This is a genomic window from Stenotrophomonas ginsengisoli, assembly GCF_001431485.1.
Lineage (GTDB): Bacteria > Pseudomonadota > Gammaproteobacteria > Xanthomonadales > Xanthomonadaceae > Stenotrophomonas > Stenotrophomonas ginsengisoli.
Window position 1 is genome coordinate 53,059 of record NZ_LDJM01000012.1, and the last position, 22,219, is coordinate 75,277.

A 22,219-nucleotide genomic window follows, 5' to 3' on the forward strand; every position below is an offset into this window, starting at 1 on the left:
CGATACTGCCCGCCTCTGTCTGCCCTGCTCCCACATGCGCCCAAGCCCGTTCACCTGCCTGCTGGCCAGTTGCTGGTTGTGGACCAGCCTGCCGGCCGTTGCCCAGCCAGATTCACTGGTCGTGGCCAACCTGTCCCTGCCGGCCAGCGTCTGGCCCGGGCAGCGCGAGGCAGTGATCGAGCTGCTCGGCCATGCCGGCGTTGATGTGGTGCTGATCCAGCAGGTGCGCAGCCATGACCGGCAAGCGCCGGAAATCTGCAACCTGGCCGTGCCGCTGCAGATGCACTGTGACTTTGTCAGTGCCGACCCGCCCAGCCTGGCCACGCGCCAGGGCCTGGCCATGCTCAGCCGCCGGCCCATCGTCGAGGACGGTGCCAGCCTGCTGCATGGCGAGGATGGCAGTGCGCCGGTGGCGGCCGGCTACTGGCGCCTGCAAATCGGCACACAGGCCATCAACCTGTACAGCGCCAGCCTGGCCAGCGGCCAGCGTCTGCAGCAGCGCCGCCAGCGCCAGGCCAGCGATCTGCGTGACTGGATGGCCAGCCATGATCCGGCCCTGGCCAACGTGGTCGTTGCACGCTTTGGCTCGCGCCATGCCGAACTGCTGCAACTGATGCCCGGGCTGGGCACGGCGCGCAAGTCACTCGGGCCGGAACAGGCCCATGGCCTGGATGTGCTGTACCCGCCGGAGCGCCTGCGCCTGAAGGCCAGCACCGTGCTCGAGCTGCATGGCCCGGCCCCGCCCGGCGACGACCCGGCCAACACGCCGGCCGCACAGCCGCCACAGATGCTGGGCATCGTGGTCGAGCTGGAACTGCCGGCCGCGCCCTGAGCCAGCGCGTGCGATTGACGGCAAAAGCCGGCCCGCAAAACAACAAGGCCGGGAAATCCCGGCCTTGTCCTCAACTACGCAGCACCTGCAACTCAGGCAATGGCGGCCTGGTAGCGGGCTTCCACGGCGTTCCAGTCGATCAGGTTGTAGAACTGGCCGATGAATTCCGGGCGACGGTTCTGGTACTTCAGGTAGTAGGCGTGTTCCCACACGTCGATGGTCAGCACCGGGGTGCGGCCTTCCATCAGCGGGCTTTCCTGGTTGCCGGTCTTTTCGATGACCAGCTTGCCGTCGGTGGTCACGCTCAGCCAGGCCCAGCCGGAGCCGAACTGGGTGGTGGCGGCCTTGGTGAACTCTTCCTTGAACTTCTCAAAGCCGCCGAGCTGCTCGTCGATGGCCTTGGCCAGCGCGCCGACCGGAGCGCCACCGGCGTTCGGGCCGATCACGTCCCAGAACAGGGCGTGGTTGGCATGGCCACCGCCCTGGTTGCGCACGCCCTGCTGCAACGGCTGCGGCAGTTCGGCGACCTTGCGCAGCAGGTCTTCGATGGCCATGTCGGCGTATTCGGTGCCTTCCAGCAGCGCATTGAGGTTGTTGACGTAGGTCTGGTGGTGCTTGCCGTGGTGGATTTCCACGGTCTGGGCATCCATGAACGGCTCAAGGGCGTCGCTGGCAAACTTCAATGCGGGCAGGCTATGTGCCATGGGGAATTCTCCTGGTGGTGCGGGTGACATCGGCAGGCTGCCGATTCGTGCCTACCAATGGTAGGGATGACGGGCCAACTTACCAAGGGTGGGATCAAGGAAAGTTCTGTTCCCCCCGGCCGGGCAAGACGGCAGGACACCGATTTGCCGATAATCCCCGGTATTCCGCACCACGGTACCGTCATGGGCAAACGATCCAACCACAACAAGGGCCGCAAGAGCCCATTGGCACTGGCTGCCACCGCCATCATCGGCCTGGCCGCGCTCTGGCTCGGGGTCAACCCGGACCAGTTGCGCAACAACCCGGGGCAGGCAGTGGAGCAGATCGGCCAGGCCGTCAGCCAGGGCCGCCAGGCCGATGCCGCCACCCAATCGACATCTGCCACCGAGGCGGGCACCGGCGACGATACGGCGGCCGATGCCAAGGACTGGCCGGCCTTCCTGAGCGAGCAGGCGCGCCAGACAGTCGGGCTGATCCAGCGTGGCGGCCCCTACCCCTACCGCCAGGACGGCACCACCTTCGGCAACCGCGAGAAACGCCTGCCGCAGCGCCAGCGCGGCTGGTACCGCGAGTACACCGTGGATACCCCCGGCCTGAGCCACCGTGGCCCGCGCCGCATCGTCACCGGCGGCCATCCCCCCACCGAGTGGTATTACACCGAAGACCATTACGACAGCTTCCGCCAGTTCACCCCGCCTGCCGCCCGGAGCCATTGATGTCCACCGATACCTTCAATCCAGCCGATGCGCCGCAGCCTGTGGCCGGCAACGGCCTGCGCCAGGTGCCGCTGGCCCTGCTGCCTGAACTGGCCGACGCGGCCTGGCGCGCCGGCTTCCTGATCAGCCACGTGGCCCTGGCCGGGGTGGATGACAAGGCCGGCCTGCTGGCCGCCTGTGCCGATGGCCTGGCCTTCCCGCCCGGGCTGGGCGGCAACTGGGATGGCCTGGCCGATGCCCTGGACGACCTGTCCTGGCTGGACGGCGACCACCACGCCATCCTGATCGACGGGGCTGCGACCTTGCGCGCGCAGGCGCCGCAGGTACTGGCCACGCTGACGCAGATCATCGCCGAGGTGGCCGCACAGCGTGCCGCCGCCGGCCTGCCCTTCCAGGTGTTCCTGTGCGATGAGCCGATGCCCACGCAGGCCGGTTGAGACGGCCTGCACCGCGCCTTGAACGGCGGACAAAAAACAACGGCCCGGCAGTGTGACTGCCCGGGCCGTTGTTGTGTTTGCTGCAGCCAGAGGCTGGGCGGGGTCAGGCGTCCAGCTGTTCCCAGCGGGCGTAGGCGGCATCCAACTTTTCCTGGGCCTTGGCCATCTGCTGGGTGTGGGCGGTGACCTCGGCGCTGGAGCGGGTGTAGAAGGCCGGGTCATTCATGGCCGCGGTCAGCCCTTCCACATCCAGTTCCAGCTGCTCGATCAGCGCCGGCAGCTGTTCCAGCTCACGCGCATCCTTGTAGCTGAGTTTCTTCTTCGCTGCGGCCGGCGCCGGGGCAGCGGCGGCCGGCGCGGCGGCCGGCTTGGCCACAGCGGGCGCGGCCGGGGCGGCACTGGCCTGGCTGCGCTGACGCAGCCAGTCGTTGTAGCCACCCACGTATTCGCCGATCACCCCGTCGCCTTCCATCACCATGGTCGAGGTGACCACGTTGTCGATGAAGTCACGGTCGTGGCTGACCAGCAGCAGGGTGCCGGTGTACTCGCCCAGCAGCTCTTCGAGCAGCTCCAGGGTTTCCACGTCCAGGTCGTTGGTCGGTTCGTCCATCACCAACAGGTTGGACGGCTGGGCGAACAGCTTGGCCAGCAGCAGGCGGTTGCGCTCACCACCGGACAGGCGGGTGATCGGCGCACGTGCGCGCTCGGGGGTGAACATGAAGTCCTGCAGGTAGGCATGCACATGCTTGCGCTTGCCGTTGATCTCCAGGAAGTCCGCGCCCTCGGCCACGTTCTCGATCGCGCTCCAGTCCTCGCGCAAGGTGGCCCGGTACTGGTCGAAATAGGCGATCTGCAGGTTGGTGCCGGTACGCACCTCGCCGCTGGCCGGCTGCAGGTCGCCGAGCATCAGCTTGAGCAAGGTGGTCTTGCCGCTGCCGTTGGGGCCGATCAGGCCGATCCGGTCACCGCGCATCACCAGGGTGGAGAAGTCCTTGACCATGGTGCGCGCACCGAAGGCGAAGTTGACGTCCTTCAGCTCGATCACCTTCTTGCCCGAATTCTCGGCAACGGCGGCCTCCATGCGTACATTGCCGCCCAGTTCACGGCGCTGCCCGCGCTCCACACGCATCGCCTTGAGGCGGCGCACGCGGCCTTCGTCACGGGTACGGCGGGCCTTGATGCCCTGGCGGATCCACACTTCTTCCTGGGCCAGCAGCTTGTCGAAACGGGCGTTCTCCTGGGCCTGGGCGTTCAGACGCTCTTCGCGGCGGCGCTCGTAGTTGGCCCAGTCGCCCGGCCAGCTGGTGACCTGGCCGCGGTCGATCTCGACGATGCGGGTAGCCAGGGCACGCAGGAAGCGGCGGTCATGGGTGACAAACACCACGCAGCCATTCCAGCCCTTGAGGAAGGCTTCCAGCCAGTCGATGGCCTCGATGTCCAGGTGGTTGGTCGGCTCGTCCAGCAGCAGCACGTCCGGCGCGGCCACCAGGGCACGGGCCAGCAGCACGCGGCGCTTCATGCCGCCGGACAGGCGCTCGAACTGCAGCTCACCGTCCAGTTCCAGCTTGGTCAGGGTTTCGGTCACGCGCTGGTCCAGGGCCCAGCCGTCGGCCGCTTCGATCTTGCCCTGGACCTCGGCCATGGCATCGGCGTCAAATTCCTCGGCATGGCTGAGGCGGTGGAAATCGGCCAGCCACTGGCCCAGCTCGCCCAGGCCGTCGGCCACCACGTCAAACACGCTGCCGGCCGCGCCGTGCGGCACTTCCTGCTCCAGGCGGGTGACACGCACGCCGTGCTGGACGCGGATCTCGCCGTCATCGGGCTTGAGCTCGCCGGCCATCAGCTTCATCAGGGTGGATTTGCCGGCGCCGTTGCGGCCGATCAGGGCGATACGTTCGCCCGGTTCGATCGACAGTTCGGCTTTTTCCAGCAACAGCGGGCCGCCGACGCTGTAGTCGACGTTTTGGAGAGTGATCAAAGGCATGGGCGCCATTGTACGGGTTGGGCAGCCGATGCGCGCCGTTGGCGTCAGTGGTCCAGGCCCAGCAAGCGGGCCAGGGCGGGCGGGCGTTGCCGCTGCGGATGCTCCAGCAACCACAGGGTGCGCCGCAACGGCGGCAGGGGCAACGCAACGGTGGCCAGGGTGCCATCGGCCAACGCGCCGGCCACGGCCGATTCGGGCACACAGGCCACCCCGGCCCCCTGCTGCGCGGCGGCCACGATTGCCGGGGTGCTGGCCAGGGTCAACGCCTGCACCCGGCCACCGAGCAGGGGCAGCAATTGCTGGTCGAACAACTGCCGGGTGCCCGAGCCGGGCTCGCGCAGCAGCCAGCGCATCCGTCCCAGCGCGTCCAGGCTGCCGGGCAGCCGTGCCGGCGCGGCCACCACCTGCAGGCTGTCGTGCCGCCACGGGGTCATTTTCAACTCAGGCAGCGGGCTGATCCCTTCCACCAGGCCGGCATCGACCTGCATCCGGGCCACGGCGCGGGCCACCTGCGCGGTATTGGCGATCTGCAGTGAGAGCCGGCTGTCCGGTTGTGCCTGCAGGAACGCGGCCAGAAGCGGTGGCAGCAGGTGGTTGCCCAGGGTGCTGCTGGCCGCCAGCTGCAGATGCACCGCGCCCAGCGGATCGGCCATGGACTGCTCCAGGGCCTGTGCATCGGCGAGCAGGCCGCGCGCGCCGGCCAACAGGCCACGGCCTTGGGCATTGATCTGCAGGCCGCGCCCGATGCGGTCGAACAACGGGCTGTCCCAATGCCCCTCCAGCTCCTTCAAGGCCGCACTGACGGCGGACTGTGACAGGCCCAGCGCCTGACCCGCCGCCGTGGTGCTGTGGTGATCGGCGATGGCAACAAAGGCCTGGAGCTGGCGCAGGGTAAGGCGCATGCAATCAACCAAAATAAAAGGTAGGTATCAGAAAATATATTCGTTTTACAGGTTGATTGTGCGGGCGCAGGCTGCCCCACTCCTCAAGCGTGAGAATCGTCATGCCACATTCCAGCCGCAGCCAGCTCCTGCCATCGCCCCTGCTCCGCTACCTGCCGGGCCTGGTCTTGACCGGCCTGCTCGCCCTGGCCGCTACGGCCCTGGCCAACGTGGCCTGGCTGCAGGCACATGGGCTGGGTGCACTGACCCTGGCCATCGTGGCCGGCATCGTGCTGGGCAACACTGTCTACCCACGCTGGGCAGACGCTGCCCAGGCCGGCGTGGGTGTGGCCAAGCAATGGCTGCTGCGGGCCGGCATCGTGCTGTATGGCCTGCGCCTGACCCTGGATGACATTGCCGGCATCGGGGTGGCCGGGGTGGTGCTGGATGCGCTGATGTTGACCAGCACCTTCGCCCTGGCCTGCTGGCTGGGCCGCCGTGTGCTCAAGCTGGACCTGCAGACGGTGCTGCTGATCGGCGCCGGCAGCTCGATCTGCGGTGCCGCCGCGGTGCTGGCCAGCGAACCGGTGGTCAAGGCGCGCAGCGAACAGGTGGCAGTGGCCGTGGCCACCGTGGTCATCTTTGGCACCCTGGCCATGTTCTGCTACCCGCTGCTGTGGCACTGGGGCAGCAGCGCCGGCTGGCTGGGCCTGGACGCGTCCGGTTTCGGCCTGTACACCGGCGCCACCATCCACGAAGTGGCCCAGGTCGTGGCCGCCGGCCGCGCCGTCGGGCCCGAAGCGGCCGATACCGCGGTGATTGCCAAGATGGTGCGGGTGATGATGCTGGCCCCGTTCCTGCTGGCCCTGTCGCTGTATCTGGCCCGCCGCCGGGGCAGCCCGTCCGCCACCCCGGCCAATGCCTCCACCCGTCTGCACATCCCCTGGTTTGCCTTCGGTTTTCTGGCCATGGTCGGCTTCAATTCTCTGGATCTGCTGCCCGCTGCCTGGGTGCAGGGCCTGCTGCAGCTGGATGGCTTGCTGCTGGCCATGGCCATGGCTGCCCTGGGCCTGACCACCCACGTCAGCGCCCTGCGCCGGGCCGGCGCTGCCCCGCTGCTGCTGGCCCTGCTGCTGTTTGTCTGGCTGCTGGCCGGCGGTCTGGCCCTTGCCCGTGCAATCAACTGCCTGTGGTGAAGCACGGCAGCCCGTCATCTGCGAAAATGGGCCATGAGCGACTTCTCCTCCCTTCCGCTGAACCCAGCGCTGCGCCCCGGCCTTGATGCCCTGGGCTATACCTCCATGACCCCGGTGCAGGCCAATGCACTGCCGGTCATCCTTGAAGGCCGTGACCTGATCGCACAGGCCCCGACGGGCAGCGGCAAGACCGCGGCCTTCGGCCTGGGCCTGCTCAACCGCCTGGACCTGGGCGTCAGCCGCACCCAGGCCCTGGTCCTGTGCCCGACCCGCGAGCTGGCCGACCAGGTCGGCGCCCAGCTGCGCAAACTGGCTACCGGCATTGCCAACCTCAAGCTCTCGGTACTGACCGGCGGTGTCTCGCTGGACCCGCAGATCGCCTCGCTGCAGGCGCATGATCCGCTGGTGGTGGTGGGCACTCCCGGCCGTGTGCAGGAACTGGCGCGCAAGCGTTTCCTCAACCTGGGACAGGTGCGCACCTTCGTCCTGGACGAAGCCGACCGCATGCTGGACATGGGCTTTGCCGAGCCGATCGCCGAGCTGGCCGGGCGTACCCACAAGGAGCGCCAGAGCCTGTTGTTCTCGGCCACCTTCCCCGAGGAAATCCGCGAGCTGGCCCGTGACCTGTTCAACGAGCCGGTCGAAGTGACCGTGGAAGGCGACCAGCACGCACCGGACATCACCGAGCTGTTCTGCGAGGCCGAACCGGCCCTCAAGCAGAAGGCGCTGGCCGGCGTACTGCTCAAGTACACCCCCGAATCGGCGGTGGTGTTCTGCAACACCCGCAAGGATGTGGACGAGGTGGCCCGCTCGCTGCAGGAGTTTGGTTTCTCGGCCCTGTCCCTGCATGGCGAGCTGGAACAGCGTGACCGCGAGGAAGTGCTGGTGCGCCTGGCCAATCGCAGCTGCAACGTGCTGGTGGCCAGTGACGTTGCCGCCCGCGGCCTGGACGTGGAAGAGCTGGCCATGGTCATCAACTACGAGTTGCCGACCGACCCGGAAAGCTACCGCCACCGCATCGGCCGCACTGGCCGCGCCGGTGCCACCGGCATGGCGATCAGCCTGGTTGCCGCCCGTGAGCGCCATCGCGCCACCGCGCTTGAAGAGCTGGCCGGGCAAGCATTGAACTGGCAGAAGACCCCACTGGCCACCGCCCGCCCGGCCGAACTGCCGCAGGCGGCGATGGTCACCCTGCGCATCGATGGCGGCAAGACCGACAAGCTGCGTGCCGGCGACATCCTGGGTGCACTCACCGGCGAGGCCGGGCTGGCCGGCAAGGCGATCGGCAAGATCGTGATCCAGCCCACCCGCTCCTACGTGGCCATTGCCCGCGAGCAGGTCGGCCGTGCCCTGGGCAAGCTGGAAGCCGGCAAGATCAAGGGCAAGCGCTTCCGCGTGCGCAAGCTCTGAACCTGCCGCTGACACGCATCAGTGGCAGCGCATGACAACAGCCGGCCTTACGCCGGCTGTTGTTGTTTCAGGCCTTGCCGGCGATGGCGTTCCACCCAGCACAGGCCGCAGACCAACAGCAGCACGCCGACGTACAGCGGCACGCCCGCACCGTGGTCAAACTGGCGATGCACGGCGAGCAGGTACAGGGCGTTGATCGCGGCCAGCCACCAGGCCAGGCCGGGATGTGCACGGCGCAGCGCCACCGCCGGCAACAGCGTCAGCCAGGCGCAGGCCAATGCCGTGGAGGCCAGGGCCGGGGCAAACTCGTAGACGTTGCAGACCAGCCACCAGGCACTCCAGCCCAACAGGGACGCCAACAGCAGCACCCACCCCAGTATCCGTACCGCCCGCGTACCCGGCCTGCTCACTGGAACAGTGCCACGCACTGGCGGCCACGCATCAGCAGGCGGCCATCGACATCCCAGACCTGCATCTGCTGGCTGGAGTAACCGTCAGCGGCGTACTGGCTGCTGCTGCGCAACAGGAACCACTGCCCGGCCGGCGGTGCACCGAGCAGGTCGAAGGACCAGTTGATCGAGCTCACCGGCGCCGGGCGCTGATAGGCAGTGAATGCCGCCGGCGGCAAGGCATCGGCCAGTGCCACCAGGGCCACCACGGGGTCGACATCGGCCGCATCCAGATGCCGGATCCAGGCCACGGTCTCCGGATTGTCGGCTCCCGTCACCGGCAACGCACCGGCAGCTGGACGCAACTCGAAATTGGCCAGGAAGGCCGGCACCACGGCGCCCACATCCAGCTCGACAAACGGCGGCCGCTTGATCGCCGCGGCAAGCCCCTGGCTGGTCATGGCTGGATACGATTCAGGGCCGCGCACCGGCGGCGGCTGGGAAAAATCGTGCACCACCGCACTGGCCCGGGCCTGCGCAAACACCAGCGATACCCGTGCGGCCAGGCCATCCTCGCCGCTGACATCCACAGCCACATGGCTGACCGATTTGCCCATCCGCAATGGCTGCACCTGGTAGCGCAGCTGGCCGCTGGCCGGGCCGATGAAGCTGACCTGGGCCGAGCGCAGCGGCGGCAGGCCATCGGCAGTCAATGCGTGGGCTGCCGCCAAGGCGGTGGCGGTGGTGATCCCGCCATACGCGGTGCGCCCCTGCAGCCATTGCGGCGGCAGGCGCAGGCCTTGCACGGGGTCAAAATCCAGCAACAGCTCTCGTAGGGTCGGCATCACGGCACCGGGTAGATGGCGGCAGGCCTGCCAGACTAACCAATGGCGCCGGGCTTACACCACCAGGCTGGCGTGCAAGGGCACGCCCACCGGCCAGCGTGCACGCCCACCCAGGCCATCCAGTTCGATCAGGACCGCACCGCCGACCACTTCCAGCTGCAACTGGCGGGCCAGCGCCACGGTTGCGGCCAGGGTGCCGCCGGTGGCCAGGACATCGTCCACGATCAGCACGCGGGTGCCCGCCGGCAGCGCATCGGCCTGGATCTGGATGCAATCGCTGCCGTATTCCAGCGCATAGTGCTGGCTGACCACCGCACCGGGCAGCTTGCCCGGCTTGCGTACCGGCACGAACGGCAGGGCCATCTGCATGGCCATCGCGGTGCCCAGGATGAAACCACGCGCTTCCACGCCCAGTACCGCACCGATGCCGACGCGCTGCCACGGCGCCACCATCGAGGTCAGCGCCTGTGCGCGTGCCTGCGGATGGGCCAGCAAGGGGTTGATGTCCTTGAAGACAATACCGGGTCTGGGGAAATCAGCGACATCACGCAACTGCGCCGCCCAGGCGGGCATGTCCTGCATCGTCTTCATCGGTCGTGGTCACAGGGAATGAAGCGGCAGTGTACCCAGCCCTGGATGTATGCAGGCCCAGTCAGGAACTGCAGGACAACAGGCTGCATCCGGGCTGCTGGCGCAGGCCTGGCGGACAGATTGCGACCAGATCCGCCAGCGCGGGATCTTCCTGGTAAGGCTGCTGCAGGGCCTGCTGCAACCGCTGCAATGGCCCAAGATCACCACGGCCTGCCGCCTGGGCGGCGCGGTGCAGCAACCAGTTGCGCGGCAGCAACCACGGATTGACGGCATTCATGCCGGCGGCCCGCTGCGCCGGCTCCATCGCCTGGGCGGCAATGGCATCGCGGTAATCGGCCAACCAGGCCGACAGGGCCTGTTGGCTGTCGGCCAGTGCGGCCGGCGCCGCGGTGGCACTGGCCAGCAGCAGTGACGGGGTACTGGCCAGGGCATTGTCGCCACGCACCCGCGCCAGTGCCCGGTAGGCCATGCTCATGTCCAGCTCCGCCTGCGCCATCAATACCTCCCAACGCCGCTGCAGCTGCAGGGCGGCCGCATCCGGGGGCAAGCCCAGCTTGGCGCCGGCATCGCGCAGGCGGCAGCTGGCCAGGTGGCGGTCATAGGCCTGCAGGCCATCGGCCAGGGCCTGGCCATCGGTGCACAGCAGCGACAGGGCCTGGGCCAGTGCAGCCAGGTTCCAGCGCACCATCGCCGGTTGCGCGGCATAGCAATAGCGGCTGCCCGCATCGCTGGTGTTGGGGGTGTACAGCGGGTCGAAGCTTTCCATCCAGCCGAACGGGCCGTAATCGATGGTCAGCCCGGCCAGATGCATGTTGTCGGTGTTGAGCACACCGTGGACGAAGCCGACCCGCTGCCAATGCGCAACCAGCTCGGCACTGGCCACCGCCACCTCGGCCAGCAGCGCGGCAGCCGGCTCGGCATTGCCGGCCAGATGCGGGTAATGGCGGGCAATGCAGAAATCCAGCAGGCTCTGCAACAGGGCGCGGTCGCCGCGCGAGGCAGGCAGCTGCAGGCTGCCAAAGCGCAGGAAACTGCGCGCCACCCGGCAAACGATGGCGCCCGGCTCAGGGCGCGGATGGCCGTCATACAGCACATCACGCACCACCGGGGCACCAGTGCCCAGGAGGCACAGGGCATCGGTGGTGGGCACGCCCAGGCCGGCCATGGCCAGGCTGCACAGATATTCGCGCAGTGATGAGCGCAGCACGGCACGGCCGTCACCGGCACGCGAGAACGGTGTCGCACCGGCTCCCTTGAGCTGGATCTCCCAGCCCTGCCCCTGTGCATCAGCCAGTTCCCCCAGACTCAGGGCCCGCCCGTCACCGAGCTGACCGGCCCAGTGGCCGAACTGATGGCCACCGTAGTTGGCCGCCCACGGAGTCATGCCTTCATACAGGGCACTGCCGCCCATGACCTGGACAAACCCGGGTTCGCGCAACAGCGCCGGCTCAAGGCCCAGACGCGCTGCCACGGCAGGATCAAAGGCAAGCAGGCGCGCAGACGGCACCGGTGTCGGCCAGACAGCCGCCCAGGCAGCGCCATGCACCTGGCGTACGCCAGGCAGACGGTCCTGCTGCCCGTTCACCTGATCAATGAAACGGCCCTGTTGTTGCCACTGCATGGGCCCTCCGGCACTGCCTGCTACTTGTGTATTACGTATTTCATAAAGTGAATTACGCTACGCGCAAATCTGCCATAAAAGAACGCCGGCGCAAGCGCCGGCGTTCCGAACATTGCAGATGAACTGCAATATTACTGCGGCTGAACCTGGTCAGCCTGCATGCCCTTCTGGCCCTGCACGGCGACGAAGGTCACCTTCTGGCCTTCCTGCAGCGACTTGAAGCCGTTGCCCATGATGGCGCGGAAGTGCACGAACAGGTCCGGGCCGCTTTCCGGGGTGATGAAGCCGAAGCCCTTGGCGTCGTTGAACCACTTGACGGTGCCGGTCTGACGATCAGACATTTGCAAACTCCTGAAACTTGGTTGAAAAAAAATCGCAGCCATCGACAGATGGCCGAGACTGAGTTGCAGGTTGGCAAAGCGGATCGATGTTCAGCCGCGTGAGCGGTGCGACACCAGGCCACGATTTACGGTGACCCTGACAAACACAGTAAGTGCACCATACGCGGCTTTTATCGAAAAAGCGACAACCGGGGGCAAAGAATTTGGTTTGTTCAGCCAATATCACGCTGCACCGGCTTTCGCCGGGCCTGCCCGGTACACTTGGCACCTGTCATCTGGATCCACCTTTCATGGCCCTGACCGCCACCGTGCGCCGAGTTGCGCTGAACATCAGCGACATTGACCGCGGCTACTACAACGAGCACCAGCTCACCTACGCCCAGCACCCTTCCGAGACCGATGAGCGCCTGATGGTGCGCATTGCCGCCTTCGCCCTGCTCGCCGACGAGCGCCTGCTGGCCGGCGCCGGCCTGAGCAACGAGGACGAGCCGGACCTGTGGAAGCACGACTACAGCGGCCAGATCGATACCTGGCTGGACCTGGGCCAGCCGGACCCGACCCGCGTACGCAAGGCCTGCAACCGCGCCACCCATGTGGTGGTGGTCAATTACGGTGACCAGGGTGCACAGGTGTGGTGGGACAAGAACCACAATGCCCTGTCGCGGCATGACAACCTGACCGTGGTCGGTTTCGACGGCGCCACGGTCCAGGCCCTGGGCCAGCGCATCGCCCGCAGCATGCGCTTTGACGTGCTGATCCAGGACGGCGAGATGCAGCTGATCGGTGGCGACGAACAGTTCGAGCCGCTGACCATCATTCCCCACTGGCGCAAGCGCGAGGCCTGAAGTGGCGGTCATTGACAGTGATGTGCTGGTCATCGGCGCCGGCGCCGCCGGCCTGTTCGCGGCCCTGACCGCCGGCCAGCGTGGCCGCCGGGTGCAGGTGATCGACCACGCCAACAAGGTAGGCAAGAAGATCCTGATGTCCGGCGGTGGGCGCTGCAACTTCACCAATACCGGCACCACCGCGGCCAACTACCTGTCGGCCAACCCGCACTTCTGCAAGTCGGCGCTGGCCCGCTACACCCCGGCCGACTTCATCGCCCTGGTGGAAAAGCACCGCATCGCCTACCACGAGAAGGAACTGGGCCAGCTGTTCTGCGACACCTCGTCCAAGGCGATCGTGCGCCTGTTGCTGGACGAGTGCGCCCAGGCCGGGGTGCAGGTACGCACCGACACCGCCGTGGAGGCAATCGAAACCATTGCCGATGGCTGGCAGCTGCGCACCAGCAACGGCGTGTACACCGCCCGCTCGCTGATCGTGGCCACCGGCGGTTTGTCGGTGCCGACCATGGGCGCCACCGGTTTCGGCTACGAGATCGCCAAGCGCTACGGCCACAGCGTGCTGCCCACCCGTGCCGGGCTGGTGCCGCTGACGTTGTCCGGCAAGCCACTGGAACGCTTCGACGGCCTGTCCGGCGTGGCCCTTGAGGTGGAGGCGCAATGCGGCAAGGCCAGTTTCCGCAACCAGCTGTTGATCACCCACCGAGGCATCTCCGGCCCGGCCATCCTGCAGATATCCAACTACTGGCAGCCGGGCAAGGAACTGCGTCTGGACCTGCTGCCCGGAACCGATGCATTGACCTGGCTGCAGCAGATGAAGGCCGAGCGCGGCGCCAGCGAGCTGCGCACGGTACTGGGCGAGATCCTGCCCAAGCGCCTGGCCCAGCGCCTGTGCGAACAGTGGCTGGGCGACAAGCCGGTGCGCCAGTTCGACGAACGCCAGCTGCAAACGGCAGCCAGCCTGCTCAATGACTTCCCACTCACCGCTTCCGGCACCGAGGGCTACCGCACCGCCGAAGTCACCCTGGGCGGGGTGGATACGGCCAAGGTCTCCTCGGCCAGCATGGAATCGAAACTGCAGCCGGGCCTGTTCCTGGTCGGCGAGGTGCTCGATGTCACCGGCTGGCTGGGCGGCTACAACTTCCAGTGGGCCTGGGCTTCGGGACATGCCGCCGGCCAGGCGGCGTGACGCAACCGGTCAGTTCTTGATGCTGAACATGGACGCCCTGCGTCGCTTCGTGTATTAAAACCCCTCCGAGGGAGCCTGCATGCACACCGCCAACGAAATCACCCTGCGCCTGGCCATCATAGATGACAGCGCCGAGAACGCAGAGGCCCTGGTCAGCCTGTTGCGCAACAGCGGCATTGCCGTGCGTCCGCAGCGCCCCACCTCCACCGCCGAACTGGCACAGCTGCTGGCCGGGCAGCCGATCGACCTGGTGCTGATGGCCGAAGGCCAGGGCCTGGACCCGGTCTCGGCGGCCGGGGTGATCGCCGCCAGCGGCAAGGATGTGCCGCTGATCCTGCTGGCGGACGCACTGGATGAAACCCGCCTGGTCGCGGCAATGAGCAACGGCGTGCGCGGCGTCGCCCTGCGCAAGCATCCCGAGCACACCCTGTCGGTGATCCGCCGCGAGTTCACCGACCTGCAGGCCCGCCGCGGCATGCGTCGGATCGAAAGCCAGATGCGCGAGACCGAGCGCCGCTGCGATGCCCTGATCGCCTCCTCGCGCGAGCCGATTGCCTATGTGCATGAAGGCATGCACATCCGCGCCAACGATGCCTACCTGGAAATGTTCGGCTACGACGGCTTCGAGGACATCGAAGGCATCTCCCTGCTGGACATGGTCGCCCCGCAATATGTGGATGACTTCAAGGCCCTGCTCAAGTCCCTGTCCAAGGGCGAGGCACCGCCGCCGCAGTACCAGCTCGATGCCTGCAATGTGGATGGCGAGCTGTTCCCGGCCACCATGGAGTTCACCGGCGCCACCTACGAGGGCGAGCAGTGCCTGCAGGTGATCTTCCGCCGCCGCAGTGACATCGTCGACCCGGACCTGGCCCGCGAGGTCGAGGCCCTGCGCCAGCGCGACCAGGTCACCGGCCTGCTCAACCGCCCCACCTTCATGCTGCAGCTGGAACAGGCCCTGGCCGAGGTCAGCCGCAGCGACCACCAGTACGGCTTTTTGCTGGTGCAGCCGGACCACTACGCCCGCCTGCTGCCCGAGTTCGGTCTGGACGAGGCCGATGCCTTGATTGCCGCACTGGCCGATGTACTCAGCGCCACCGTTGGTGACCAGGCCCAGCTCGGCCGTCTGGGCGAAAACAACTTCGCCGTCCTGGCCCGTGGCAACTGGGAGCAGACCAATGCCCTGGCCCGCCGCATCACCGGTGCCTTCGCCAGCCAGGTGGTCGGGGTGGGCAGCCGTTCGGCCAGCGTCACCGTTTCCATCGGTGGTGTGCAGATCGGCGAGAAGATCAGCGGCATCCCGCAGGTGCTCAGCCGCGCCACCGAATGCCTGGGCTCGGCCACGGCTCTGGGCGGCAATGACATCCAGCTGTTCGACCCGGCCGCGGTGGACCGCGCCGAGGTCGAGCGCGTGCAGCGCTGGCTGTTGCTGCTGGAGCAGGCCATCAGCGGCGACGGCTTCGTGCTGCATTACCAGCCGGTGCTCAGCCTTATGGGCGAACCGACCGAGCGCTACGATGCCTTCCTGCGCCTGGACAACAACGGCGAACTGGTGCCACCGGCCAACTTCATCGGCCTGGCCGAGGAGCACGGCCTGCTGGCCCGGATCAACTGCTGGGTGGTACGCCAGGCGATCCGGGTGATGGGCCAGCGCAAGCGGGCCGGCCACGATACCCACATCACCGTGCGTGTCGGCCCGGAATCGTTCAACGACCCGCAATACCTGCTCACCATCAGCCAGGAGCTGGCCCAGCAGGGCGTGGAAGGCCGCCAGCTGAGCCTGCAGGTCTCCGAAGCCAAGGTCTATACCAGCCTGCGCGCAGCCCAGCAGTTCCTGGCCGATGTCAGCCAGTACGGTTGCCAGGTGGTCATGGACCAGTTCGGCTCCGGCCTGGACTCGGCCCAGCTGCTCAGCCACTTCCACCCGGCCTTCATCAAGCTCGATCGCAGCTTCACTGCCGAGTACAGCCAGGTACGCGAACAACAGGAAAAGATCGAGGCCATCGCCAGCCGCGCCACCGAGCTGGGCATCCATACCGTGGCCGAGTTCGTTGCCGATGCACAGTCGATGAGCCAGCTGTTCACTGCCGGCGTGCACTACGTGCAGGGCGACTTTGTCGGCCCGGTGCAGGCGCAGATGGACTTCGAGTTCGGCTGACCGCCGCCCTGCCCGGCCAGCCCCGCGTACAAACAAGACAGGCCGCCCGGTGGGCGGCCTGTCTTGTTGTGCAACCGTCGCTGGGACTTACAGCGCGTCCAGCGGGCTGATCGCCACCTCGGTGGCCACATCGGCGTCGTAATCCACCCCGGCAATGCCGAAGCCGAACAGGCGCAGGAACTCGCTCTTGTAGGCATCCAGGTCAGCCAGCTCGGTCAGGTTGGCATCGGTGACCTGCGGCCACAGGGCCACCACGGCCTGCTGCACTTCGGCGGCCATTTCCTTGTAATCGGCACGCAGGCGGCCTTCGCCATCCAGCAGCGCCACCGCACGGCCCTTGCCGTCGACCAGCTCGCGACGCAGGTGGCTGGCCGCACCGGCACCACCGGCCGGGCCGCCGTACAGGATGTCGTACAGGGTATCGAGCTGCTCGATGCAGCCCTCGTGGGTGCCTTCGGCCTTCATCACCTTGAACAGCAACGACAGGTACAGCGGCATGGTCGGAATGGCCGCACTGGCCTGGGTCACCACGGCCTTGAGCACGGCCACGCGCGCGTCGCCTCCAATACCGGCCAGCTGCTCGCGGATGCTCAGCACGCGCTTGTCCAGGTCCTTCTTGGCCGCACCGATGGAGCCGTTCCAGTAGATGGCCTGGGTGATTTCCTCGCCGACATAGGTGAAGGCCTGGGTGGTGGCACCGTCGGCCAGCACGCCGGCCTGCAGCAGGGCCTCGATCCACATCTGCCAGTCTTCGCCACCCATCACCGCCACGGTGCCGTCGATTTCTTCCTGGCTGGCCGGCTGCAGGGTGGTTTCGGTGAGCACGCCCTTGTCGGTGTCCAGGCCCTTGAGGGTAATCGGCGCACCGATCGGCTTGAGGGTGGAACTGATCACCTCACCGGTCCTGGGGTGCTTGCGGCGCGGCGCGGCCAGGCTGTAAACGACCTGGTCGACCTGGCCCAGATCGGCCTTGATGATCTCGATGACCCGTGCCTTGACCTCGTCGGAGAAGGCATCGCCATTGACGCTGCGGGCGTACAGGCCTTGAGCTTGCGCAAACTCATGGAAGGCGGCGCTGTTGTACCAGCCGGCGGTGCCGGGCTTGCTGTCGGTACCCTCGCGTTCGAAGAACACGCCCAGGGTGGCAGCGCCACTGCCGAAGGCGGCGGTGATGCGGGCAGCCAGGCCATACCCGGTGGAGGCGCCGAGCACCAGCACACGCTTGGGCCCCTGCGGACGCGCCGGCTGGGCCTTGATGTAATCAATCTGCTCCTTGACCGCGGCGCGGCAGCCGGCCGGATGGGTGGTGACGCAGATGAAGCCGCGTACACGCGGTTTGATGACCATGCTTACCTCGAAACGACGCTTGGAATGAAAGCCGGCGCAGACCCTGCAGTCGCGCGGCGGTGCGACGATGCTAGTGATCTGCGTGCCGTACGGCAACCGACGCCGGCGTAGGGTTTTGCCACTGACAAAGGACAAGGGCCGCAATCGAGCGGCCCTTGTCGGTTACAGCCTGCAATGTGCGGGCAACGCCAGCCTTACGGGCGACGCTCCAGCTCTTCCAGATCACGCGCCTTGGGCAGCAGGTCGGCCTTGGTCACCGCCAGCATGCCCATGGTCAGCAGCGGGCAGGCAATGAAGATCGAGGACAGCGTACCGATCACCGCGCCCAGCATCTGGCTCAGGGCCAGGCCTTCCAGCGAACCGCCACCGTACAGGTACAGGGCCAGCACCGACAGGAAGAACACCACCGAGGTGATGATGGTGCGCGACAGGGTCTGGTTGAGCGAACGGTTCATGATCTCCATCGGCTCTTCGCGCAGCGAGCGGAAGTTCTCGCGCACGCGGTCGAAGACCACGATGGTGTCGTTGATCGAGAAGCCCATCACCGACAGCAGGCCGGCCAGCACGGTCAGATCGAACTCACGGCCAGTCAGCGAGAAGAACGCGGTGACCACCAGCACGTCGAACAGGGTGGTCAGGATCGCGACGATGGCGAACTTGGTCTCGAAGCGGAAGCCGATGTAGATCAGGAAGCCGATCATCACAAACAGCGCCGCGTAGACGCCGTTCATGGCCAGCTCCTTGCCCACCTGCGGGCCAACGAACTCGGTGCTCATCACCGTGGCCGCATTGCCTTCCATCGACACCGCACGCAGCACGTCGGCCGCGGTCCGGTTGTTGGCATCACCGGCACTCTCGCCCTCGCCGGCTTGCTGCGGCTGCAGGCGGATCAGCACGTCCGAACCGGAACCGAAGCTCTGCACCTGGGCACCGGCATAGCCGGCTGCCTCCAGGTGCTCGCGCACGCCATCGATGTCGGCGGGTTTGTCAAAACGCACTTCCACCACGGTACCGCCGGTGAAATCCAGTGCGTAATTGAAGCCCTTGGTCGCAATCAGGCCGATGGAGGCAATGAACACCAGGGCCGCCAGGATCACCGCCGGCCAGCGCAGGCGCATGAAGTTGAAGTTGGTGCCGACCGGGATCAGGTGCAACGGGAAAATGGTCATGTCGGTGCTCCCGTCAGATGGCCAGGCTCTTGAGCTTCTTGCGACGGCTGTACCACAGCACGGCAAGGGCTCGCGAAACGGTGATTGCAGTGAACATCGAGGCGAAGATACCCACCACCATGGTCACGGCGAAGCCCTTCAGCGGGCCGGTACCGAAGGCGTACAGGGCAACGCCGGCCAGGATGCCGGTGACGTTGGCGTCCAGGATGGTGCCCGAAGCCTTCTCATAACCTTCCACGATGGCCTTCTTGGCCGGCATGCCGGCACGCAGCTCCTCGCGGATACGCTCGTTGATCAGCACGTTGGCATCCACCGACAGACCGATGGACAAGGCCAGACCGGCAAAGCCCGGCAGGGTCATGGTGGCCCCGAACAGGGACATCACCGCCACCACGATCAGCAGATTGAACAGCAGTGCGATCGAGGTGAAGATGCCGAACATGCGGTAGTAGATCAGGAAGAACAGCAGGGTGAACAGGAAGGCGTACAGCACGGCGGTGACGCCCCGCTCCACGTTCTCCGCACCCAGCGACGGACCGACGATCTTTTCTTCGACAAAGTCCATCGGCGCGGCCAGCGAGCCGGAACGCAGCAGACGGGCCAGGCCTTCGGCCTCGGCCTTTTCCAGGCCGGTGGTCTGGAAGTTCTTGCCGAACACACCGTTGATGTTGGCCACCGAGATGACCTCTTCCTTGACCCGGAAGCTGCGCACTTCCTTGCCGTCGACCACGCTGACCTGCGGCACGCGCTCGGTGTAGACCACCGCCATCGGCTTGCCGACGTTGGCGCTGGTGAAGTCGAACATGCGCTGGCCACCGGCCGAGTTCAGGGTCACGCTGACGGCCGGCTGGCCGTTCTGGTCCTGCATGCTCTGCGCGGCCACCATCTGGTCACCGGTGACGATCACGCGCTTGTTGAGCAGGATCGGGCCACGGCCGTCGCGCTGCTGGTAGATCTTCGCTTCCGGCGGCACCCGGCCGGTGGCCAGGGCGTCGGCGGCATTGCCGTCGACCACGGCGCGGTATTCCAGGGTGGCGGTCGCGCCGATCATGCGCTTGGCTTCGGCGGTGTCCTGCACGCCGGGCAGCTGCACCACGACGCGGTTCTCGCCCTGACGCTGGATGATCGGTTCGGCCACGCCCAGCTCGTTGACGCGGTTGCGCAGGGTCAGGATGTTCTGTTCGATCGCACCGGCAGTAATGGTGGCGATTTCCGCATCCGGCACCTGCATGGTCAGGCGGTTGTCCTGCAGGTCATAGCTGAAGGTCGGCTGCGACTTGAACAAGGCCTGGCGGCCACGGTCTCCGGCATCGGCGGCGGCCGACGGGCTCAGGGTGGCCACGATGCTGTGCTCCACCCGCTCCACCGACTGGTACGGCACCCGGGCCTCACGCAGGGCCACGCGCACGTCTTCGGCATAGGCCTCCATGCGCTTTTCCAGGGCGGCCTTCTGGTCCACTTCCAACACGAAGTGCACACCGCCCTGCAGGTCAAGGCCCAGCACCATCGGCTTGGCGCCGAGGTTGGCCAGCCAGTCCGGCACGGTGGAGGCCAGGTTCAGGGCGACCATGTACTGCTCGCCCAGCGGCTGGCGCAGGGCTTCATTGGCAGCGGTCTGCGCCTTCAGGTCCGGCAGGCGCACCAGCAGGCTCTGGCCTTCCACGGCCACCGACTTGGCGCTGACGCCAGCGCCGTCAAGCAGGCCTTCCACACGGGTGACCAGGGCCTGGTCCAAGGTGGCGCCGCGGTTGGCGGTGATCTGTACCGAGGGGTCTTTCTGATAGATGTTGGGCAGCGCGTAGATCGCGCTGATGGCCAGCACCAGCAGGATGACAAAGTACTTCCAGCGGGGAAATTCAAGCATTGCTTTGGTCCCGTGCGGCCCCAGCCGCGCCGGGACCGCGTCCAGTAAGGAGGTATGACGCTTAGACAGCCGACTTCAGGGTGCCCTTGGGCAGGACATTGCCGATGGAGGCCTTCTGCACGCGGATGCGCACGCCATCGGCCACTTCGACGGAGACGAAGTTGTCGCCGATGTCGGTGACCACACCGGCGATGCCGCCGGCGGTGAGCACTTCATCACCCTTGCTGATCTTCTCCAGCATCGCCTTGTGTTCCTTCTGGCGCTTCATCTGCGGGCGGATCATCAGGAAGTACATGATCGCGATCAGCACGATCGGGAACAGCAGGGTGCCGAAGCCGGCGCCAGCCGGAGCCGGAGCAGCGGCGACGACAGGAATCAGGGAAGCGGTCAGGGTCATTGGGTATTTCCTTGGGTTGGGCCGTCGGCACTCAGGCACCGGCGGTCACGAAAAATTTACAGCCACTGAGTATGCCACGCCGATATAGCGGCGTGGCCGCAGCCTTTCAAGGGGTGGCATGCATTCAGGGCAGTTCCGGCGCGATGCCGCCACGTTTGGCGTAGAACTCGGCGCGGAACTGCTGGAAGTTGCCGGCCTCGATCGCGGCGCGGATGTCGGCCATCAGCTTTTCGTAATAGAACAGGTTGTGCAGGGTGCCCAGCATCGGCGCCAGCATCTCGTTGCAGCGGTCCAGGTGGCGGATGTAGCTGCGGGTGTAACCGCCGGTGCAGGCGTGGCAGCCGCAGCCCGGTTCGATCGGGTCCATGTCCCGGGCGTACTGTGCGTTGCGGATGCGGATGGTGCCGGTAGAGGTGAAGAAATGGCCATTGCGCGCATTGCGGGTCGGCATCACGCAATCGAACATGTCCACACCGCGGGCCACGCCCTCGACCAGGTCTTCCGGGCGGCCCACGCCCATCAGGTAACGCGGGCGCTCCTCGGGCAGCTGCGGGTCCAGGTGCTCGAGCATGGCGTTGCGCTCGTGCTCCGGCTCGCCCACGGCCAGGCCGCCGATGGCATAGCCATCAAAGCCGATCTCGCGCAGGCCATCGATCGAGCGGGTCCGCAGCTCCGGGTGCACACCGCCCTGGACGATGCCAAACAGCGCCGCATCGTTGCCCAGCCGGTCATGCTCGTTGCGCGAGCGCTGGGCCCAGCGCAGGCTCAGCTCCATCGAGGTGCGCGCCACCTGCTCGGTGGCCGGGTACGGGGTGCACTCGTCAAAGATCATCACCACGTCCGAATCGAGCACCTTCTGGATGTGCATGCTCACTTCCGGGCTCAGGAACACCCGGGCGCCATCGGTGGGGGCGGCAAAGGTCACGCCCTCTTCGGTGATCTTGCGCCGGTGGGCCAGCGAGAACACCTGGAAGCCACCGGAGTCGGTCAGGATCGGGCCGTTCCACTGGCAGAAGCCGTGCAGGCCGCCGTGGTCACCGATGACATCCAGGCCCGGGCGCAGCCACAGGTGGAAGGTGTTGCCGAGGATGATTTCCGCGCCGAGGGCGCGGATCTGCTCGGGCAGCACGCCCTTGACCGTGCCATAGGTGCCGACCGGCATGAAGGCCGGGGTCTGCACGGTGCCACGCGGGAAGCTGAGCTGGCCGCGACGGGCTCGGCCATCGCGCGAAAACAGGGAGAAAGTCAGTCGGGACATGGGCATCATTCACTTCTAATGCCGCCATTGTCGCCCAGCGCGCCGGCTAC

Annotated in this window: 21 protein-coding genes; 8 read left to right on the forward strand and 13 right to left on the reverse strand. The window is 66.7% G+C overall.

From position 1 onward, the window contains the following. The first annotated feature begins 34 nt into the window (after positions 1–34). Positions 35–832, forward strand: a complete 798-nt coding sequence (locus tag ABB30_RS05145; RefSeq protein WP_057637240.1) for an endonuclease/exonuclease/phosphatase family protein — start codon at positions 35–37, stop codon at positions 830–832. Between the two features lie 92 nt (positions 833–924). On the opposite strand, the gene ABB30_RS05150 is transcribed toward ABB30_RS05145, so the two are convergent. Further along, complete coding sequence (locus ABB30_RS05150; protein WP_057637241.1) at positions 925–1,536, reverse strand: superoxide dismutase; 612 nt, start codon at positions 1,534–1,536, stop codon at positions 925–927. 183 nt (positions 1,537–1,719) lie between these two features. Here ABB30_RS05150 and ABB30_RS05155 point away from each other — a divergent pair, with 183 nt between their 5' ends. Beyond that, the gene (locus ABB30_RS05155) at positions 1,720–2,253 is read left to right on the forward strand and encodes a guanyl-specific ribonuclease (RefSeq protein WP_057637242.1); all 534 of its coding nucleotides are present in this window, start codon (positions 1,720–1,722) and stop codon (positions 2,251–2,253) included. Beyond that, positions 2,253–2,690, forward strand: a complete 438-nt coding sequence (locus ABB30_RS05160; RefSeq protein WP_057637243.1) for a barstar family protein — start codon at positions 2,253–2,255, stop codon at positions 2,688–2,690. Before ABB30_RS05155 ends, ABB30_RS05160 begins: the two co-directional genes overlap by 1 nt. Positions 2,691–2,793: 103 nt before the next feature. Here ABB30_RS05160 and ABB30_RS05165 read toward each other — a convergent pair whose 3' ends face one another. Then, entirely contained in the window at positions 2,794–4,674 is a 1,881-nt protein-coding gene (locus ABB30_RS05165; RefSeq protein WP_057637244.1) for an ATP-binding cassette domain-containing protein, read from the reverse strand. Positions 4,675–4,718: 44 nt separating this feature from the next. Then, positions 4,719–5,576: a LysR substrate-binding domain-containing protein gene (locus ABB30_RS05170; RefSeq protein ID WP_057637245.1), complete on the reverse strand. Its 858-nt coding sequence runs from the start codon at positions 5,574–5,576 to the stop codon at positions 4,719–4,721. A gap of 101 nt (positions 5,577–5,677) precedes the next feature. On the opposite strand from ABB30_RS05170, the gene ABB30_RS05175 reads away from it, so the two are divergent. Together ABB30_RS05175 and dbpA are read left to right on the forward strand one after the other, a co-directional pair. Next, complete coding sequence (locus ABB30_RS05175; RefSeq protein ID WP_057637246.1) at positions 5,678–6,751, forward strand: YeiH family protein; 1,074 nt, start codon at positions 5,678–5,680, stop codon at positions 6,749–6,751. Positions 6,752–6,784: 33 nt separating this feature from the next. After that, the gene (gene dbpA, locus ABB30_RS05180) at positions 6,785–8,161 is read left to right on the forward strand and encodes an ATP-dependent RNA helicase DbpA (protein ID WP_057637247.1); all 1,377 of its coding nucleotides are present in this window, start codon (positions 6,785–6,787) and stop codon (positions 8,159–8,161) included. Between the two features lie 47 nt (positions 8,162–8,208). On the opposite strand, the gene ABB30_RS05185 is transcribed toward dbpA, so the two are convergent. The 5 genes from ABB30_RS05185 to ABB30_RS05205 form a co-directional block, all read right to left on the reverse strand. Further along, entirely contained in the window at positions 8,209–8,520 is a 312-nt protein-coding gene (locus tag ABB30_RS05185; protein WP_152980581.1) for a hypothetical protein, read from the reverse strand. Between the two features lie 47 nt (positions 8,521–8,567). Beyond that, on the reverse strand, positions 8,568–9,395 hold the full coding sequence (locus ABB30_RS05190; RefSeq protein ID WP_083489700.1) for a thioesterase family protein: 828 nt from the start codon (positions 9,393–9,395) through the stop codon (positions 8,568–8,570). A gap of 54 nt (positions 9,396–9,449) precedes the next feature. Then, the gene (locus tag ABB30_RS05195; protein ID WP_057637250.1) at positions 9,450–9,986 is read right to left on the reverse strand and encodes an adenine phosphoribosyltransferase; all 537 of its coding nucleotides are present in this window, start codon (positions 9,984–9,986) and stop codon (positions 9,450–9,452) included. 61 nt (positions 9,987–10,047) lie between these two features. Next, positions 10,048–11,607 (reverse strand): protein adenylyltransferase SelO, encoded by a 1,560-nt coding sequence (locus ABB30_RS05200; RefSeq protein ID WP_057637251.1) that lies wholly within the window; start codon positions 11,605–11,607, stop codon positions 10,048–10,050. A gap of 131 nt (positions 11,608–11,738) precedes the next feature. Continuing rightward, positions 11,739–11,948, reverse strand: a complete 210-nt coding sequence (locus ABB30_RS05205; RefSeq protein ID WP_057637252.1) for a cold-shock protein — start codon at positions 11,946–11,948, stop codon at positions 11,739–11,741. 290 nt (positions 11,949–12,238) lie between these two features. Between ABB30_RS05205 and ABB30_RS05210 the strand changes: the two genes are divergently transcribed. The 3 genes from ABB30_RS05210 (at position 12,239) to ABB30_RS05220 (ending at position 16,134) form a co-directional block, all read left to right on the forward strand. Next, on the forward strand, positions 12,239–12,793 hold the full coding sequence (locus tag ABB30_RS05210) for a YaeQ family protein (RefSeq protein WP_057637253.1): 555 nt from the start codon (positions 12,239–12,241) through the stop codon (positions 12,791–12,793). 1 nt (position 12,794) lies between these two features. After that, entirely contained in the window at positions 12,795–13,979 is a 1,185-nt protein-coding gene (locus tag ABB30_RS05215; RefSeq protein ID WP_057637254.1) for a BaiN/RdsA family NAD(P)/FAD-dependent oxidoreductase, read from the forward strand. A 79-nt stretch (positions 13,980–14,058) separates the two neighbouring features. Continuing rightward, positions 14,059–16,134, forward strand: a complete 2,076-nt coding sequence (locus ABB30_RS05220; protein ID WP_057637255.1) for an EAL domain-containing response regulator — start codon at positions 14,059–14,061, stop codon at positions 16,132–16,134. A gap of 87 nt (positions 16,135–16,221) precedes the next feature. On the opposite strand, the gene fabV is transcribed toward ABB30_RS05220, so the two are convergent. The 5 genes from fabV to tgt all read right to left on the reverse strand — a co-directional run bounded on the left by fabV (position 16,222) and on the right by tgt (position 22,169). Beyond that, positions 16,222–17,481, reverse strand: coding sequence for an enoyl-ACP reductase FabV (gene fabV, locus ABB30_RS05225; RefSeq protein ID WP_057637256.1), 1,260 nt, complete (start codon positions 17,479–17,481; stop codon positions 16,222–16,224). Between the two features lie 194 nt (positions 17,482–17,675). Continuing rightward, positions 17,676–18,650 (reverse strand): protein translocase subunit SecF, encoded by a 975-nt coding sequence (gene secF / locus ABB30_RS05230; RefSeq protein ID WP_057637257.1) that lies wholly within the window; start codon positions 18,648–18,650, stop codon positions 17,676–17,678. A 13-nt stretch (positions 18,651–18,663) separates the two neighbouring features. Continuing rightward, complete coding sequence (secD, locus tag ABB30_RS05235) at positions 18,664–20,514, reverse strand: protein translocase subunit SecD (RefSeq protein WP_057637258.1); 1,851 nt, start codon at positions 20,512–20,514, stop codon at positions 18,664–18,666. A 61-nt stretch (positions 20,515–20,575) separates the two neighbouring features. Continuing rightward, positions 20,576–20,911: a preprotein translocase subunit YajC gene (gene yajC, locus ABB30_RS05240; RefSeq protein ID WP_057637259.1), complete on the reverse strand. Its 336-nt coding sequence runs from the start codon at positions 20,909–20,911 to the stop codon at positions 20,576–20,578. Between the two features lie 124 nt (positions 20,912–21,035). Then, positions 21,036–22,169, reverse strand: a complete 1,134-nt coding sequence (tgt, locus tag ABB30_RS05245; protein ID WP_057637260.1) for a tRNA guanosine(34) transglycosylase Tgt — start codon at positions 22,167–22,169, stop codon at positions 21,036–21,038. Between the last annotated feature and the right edge of the window lie 50 nt (positions 22,170–22,219).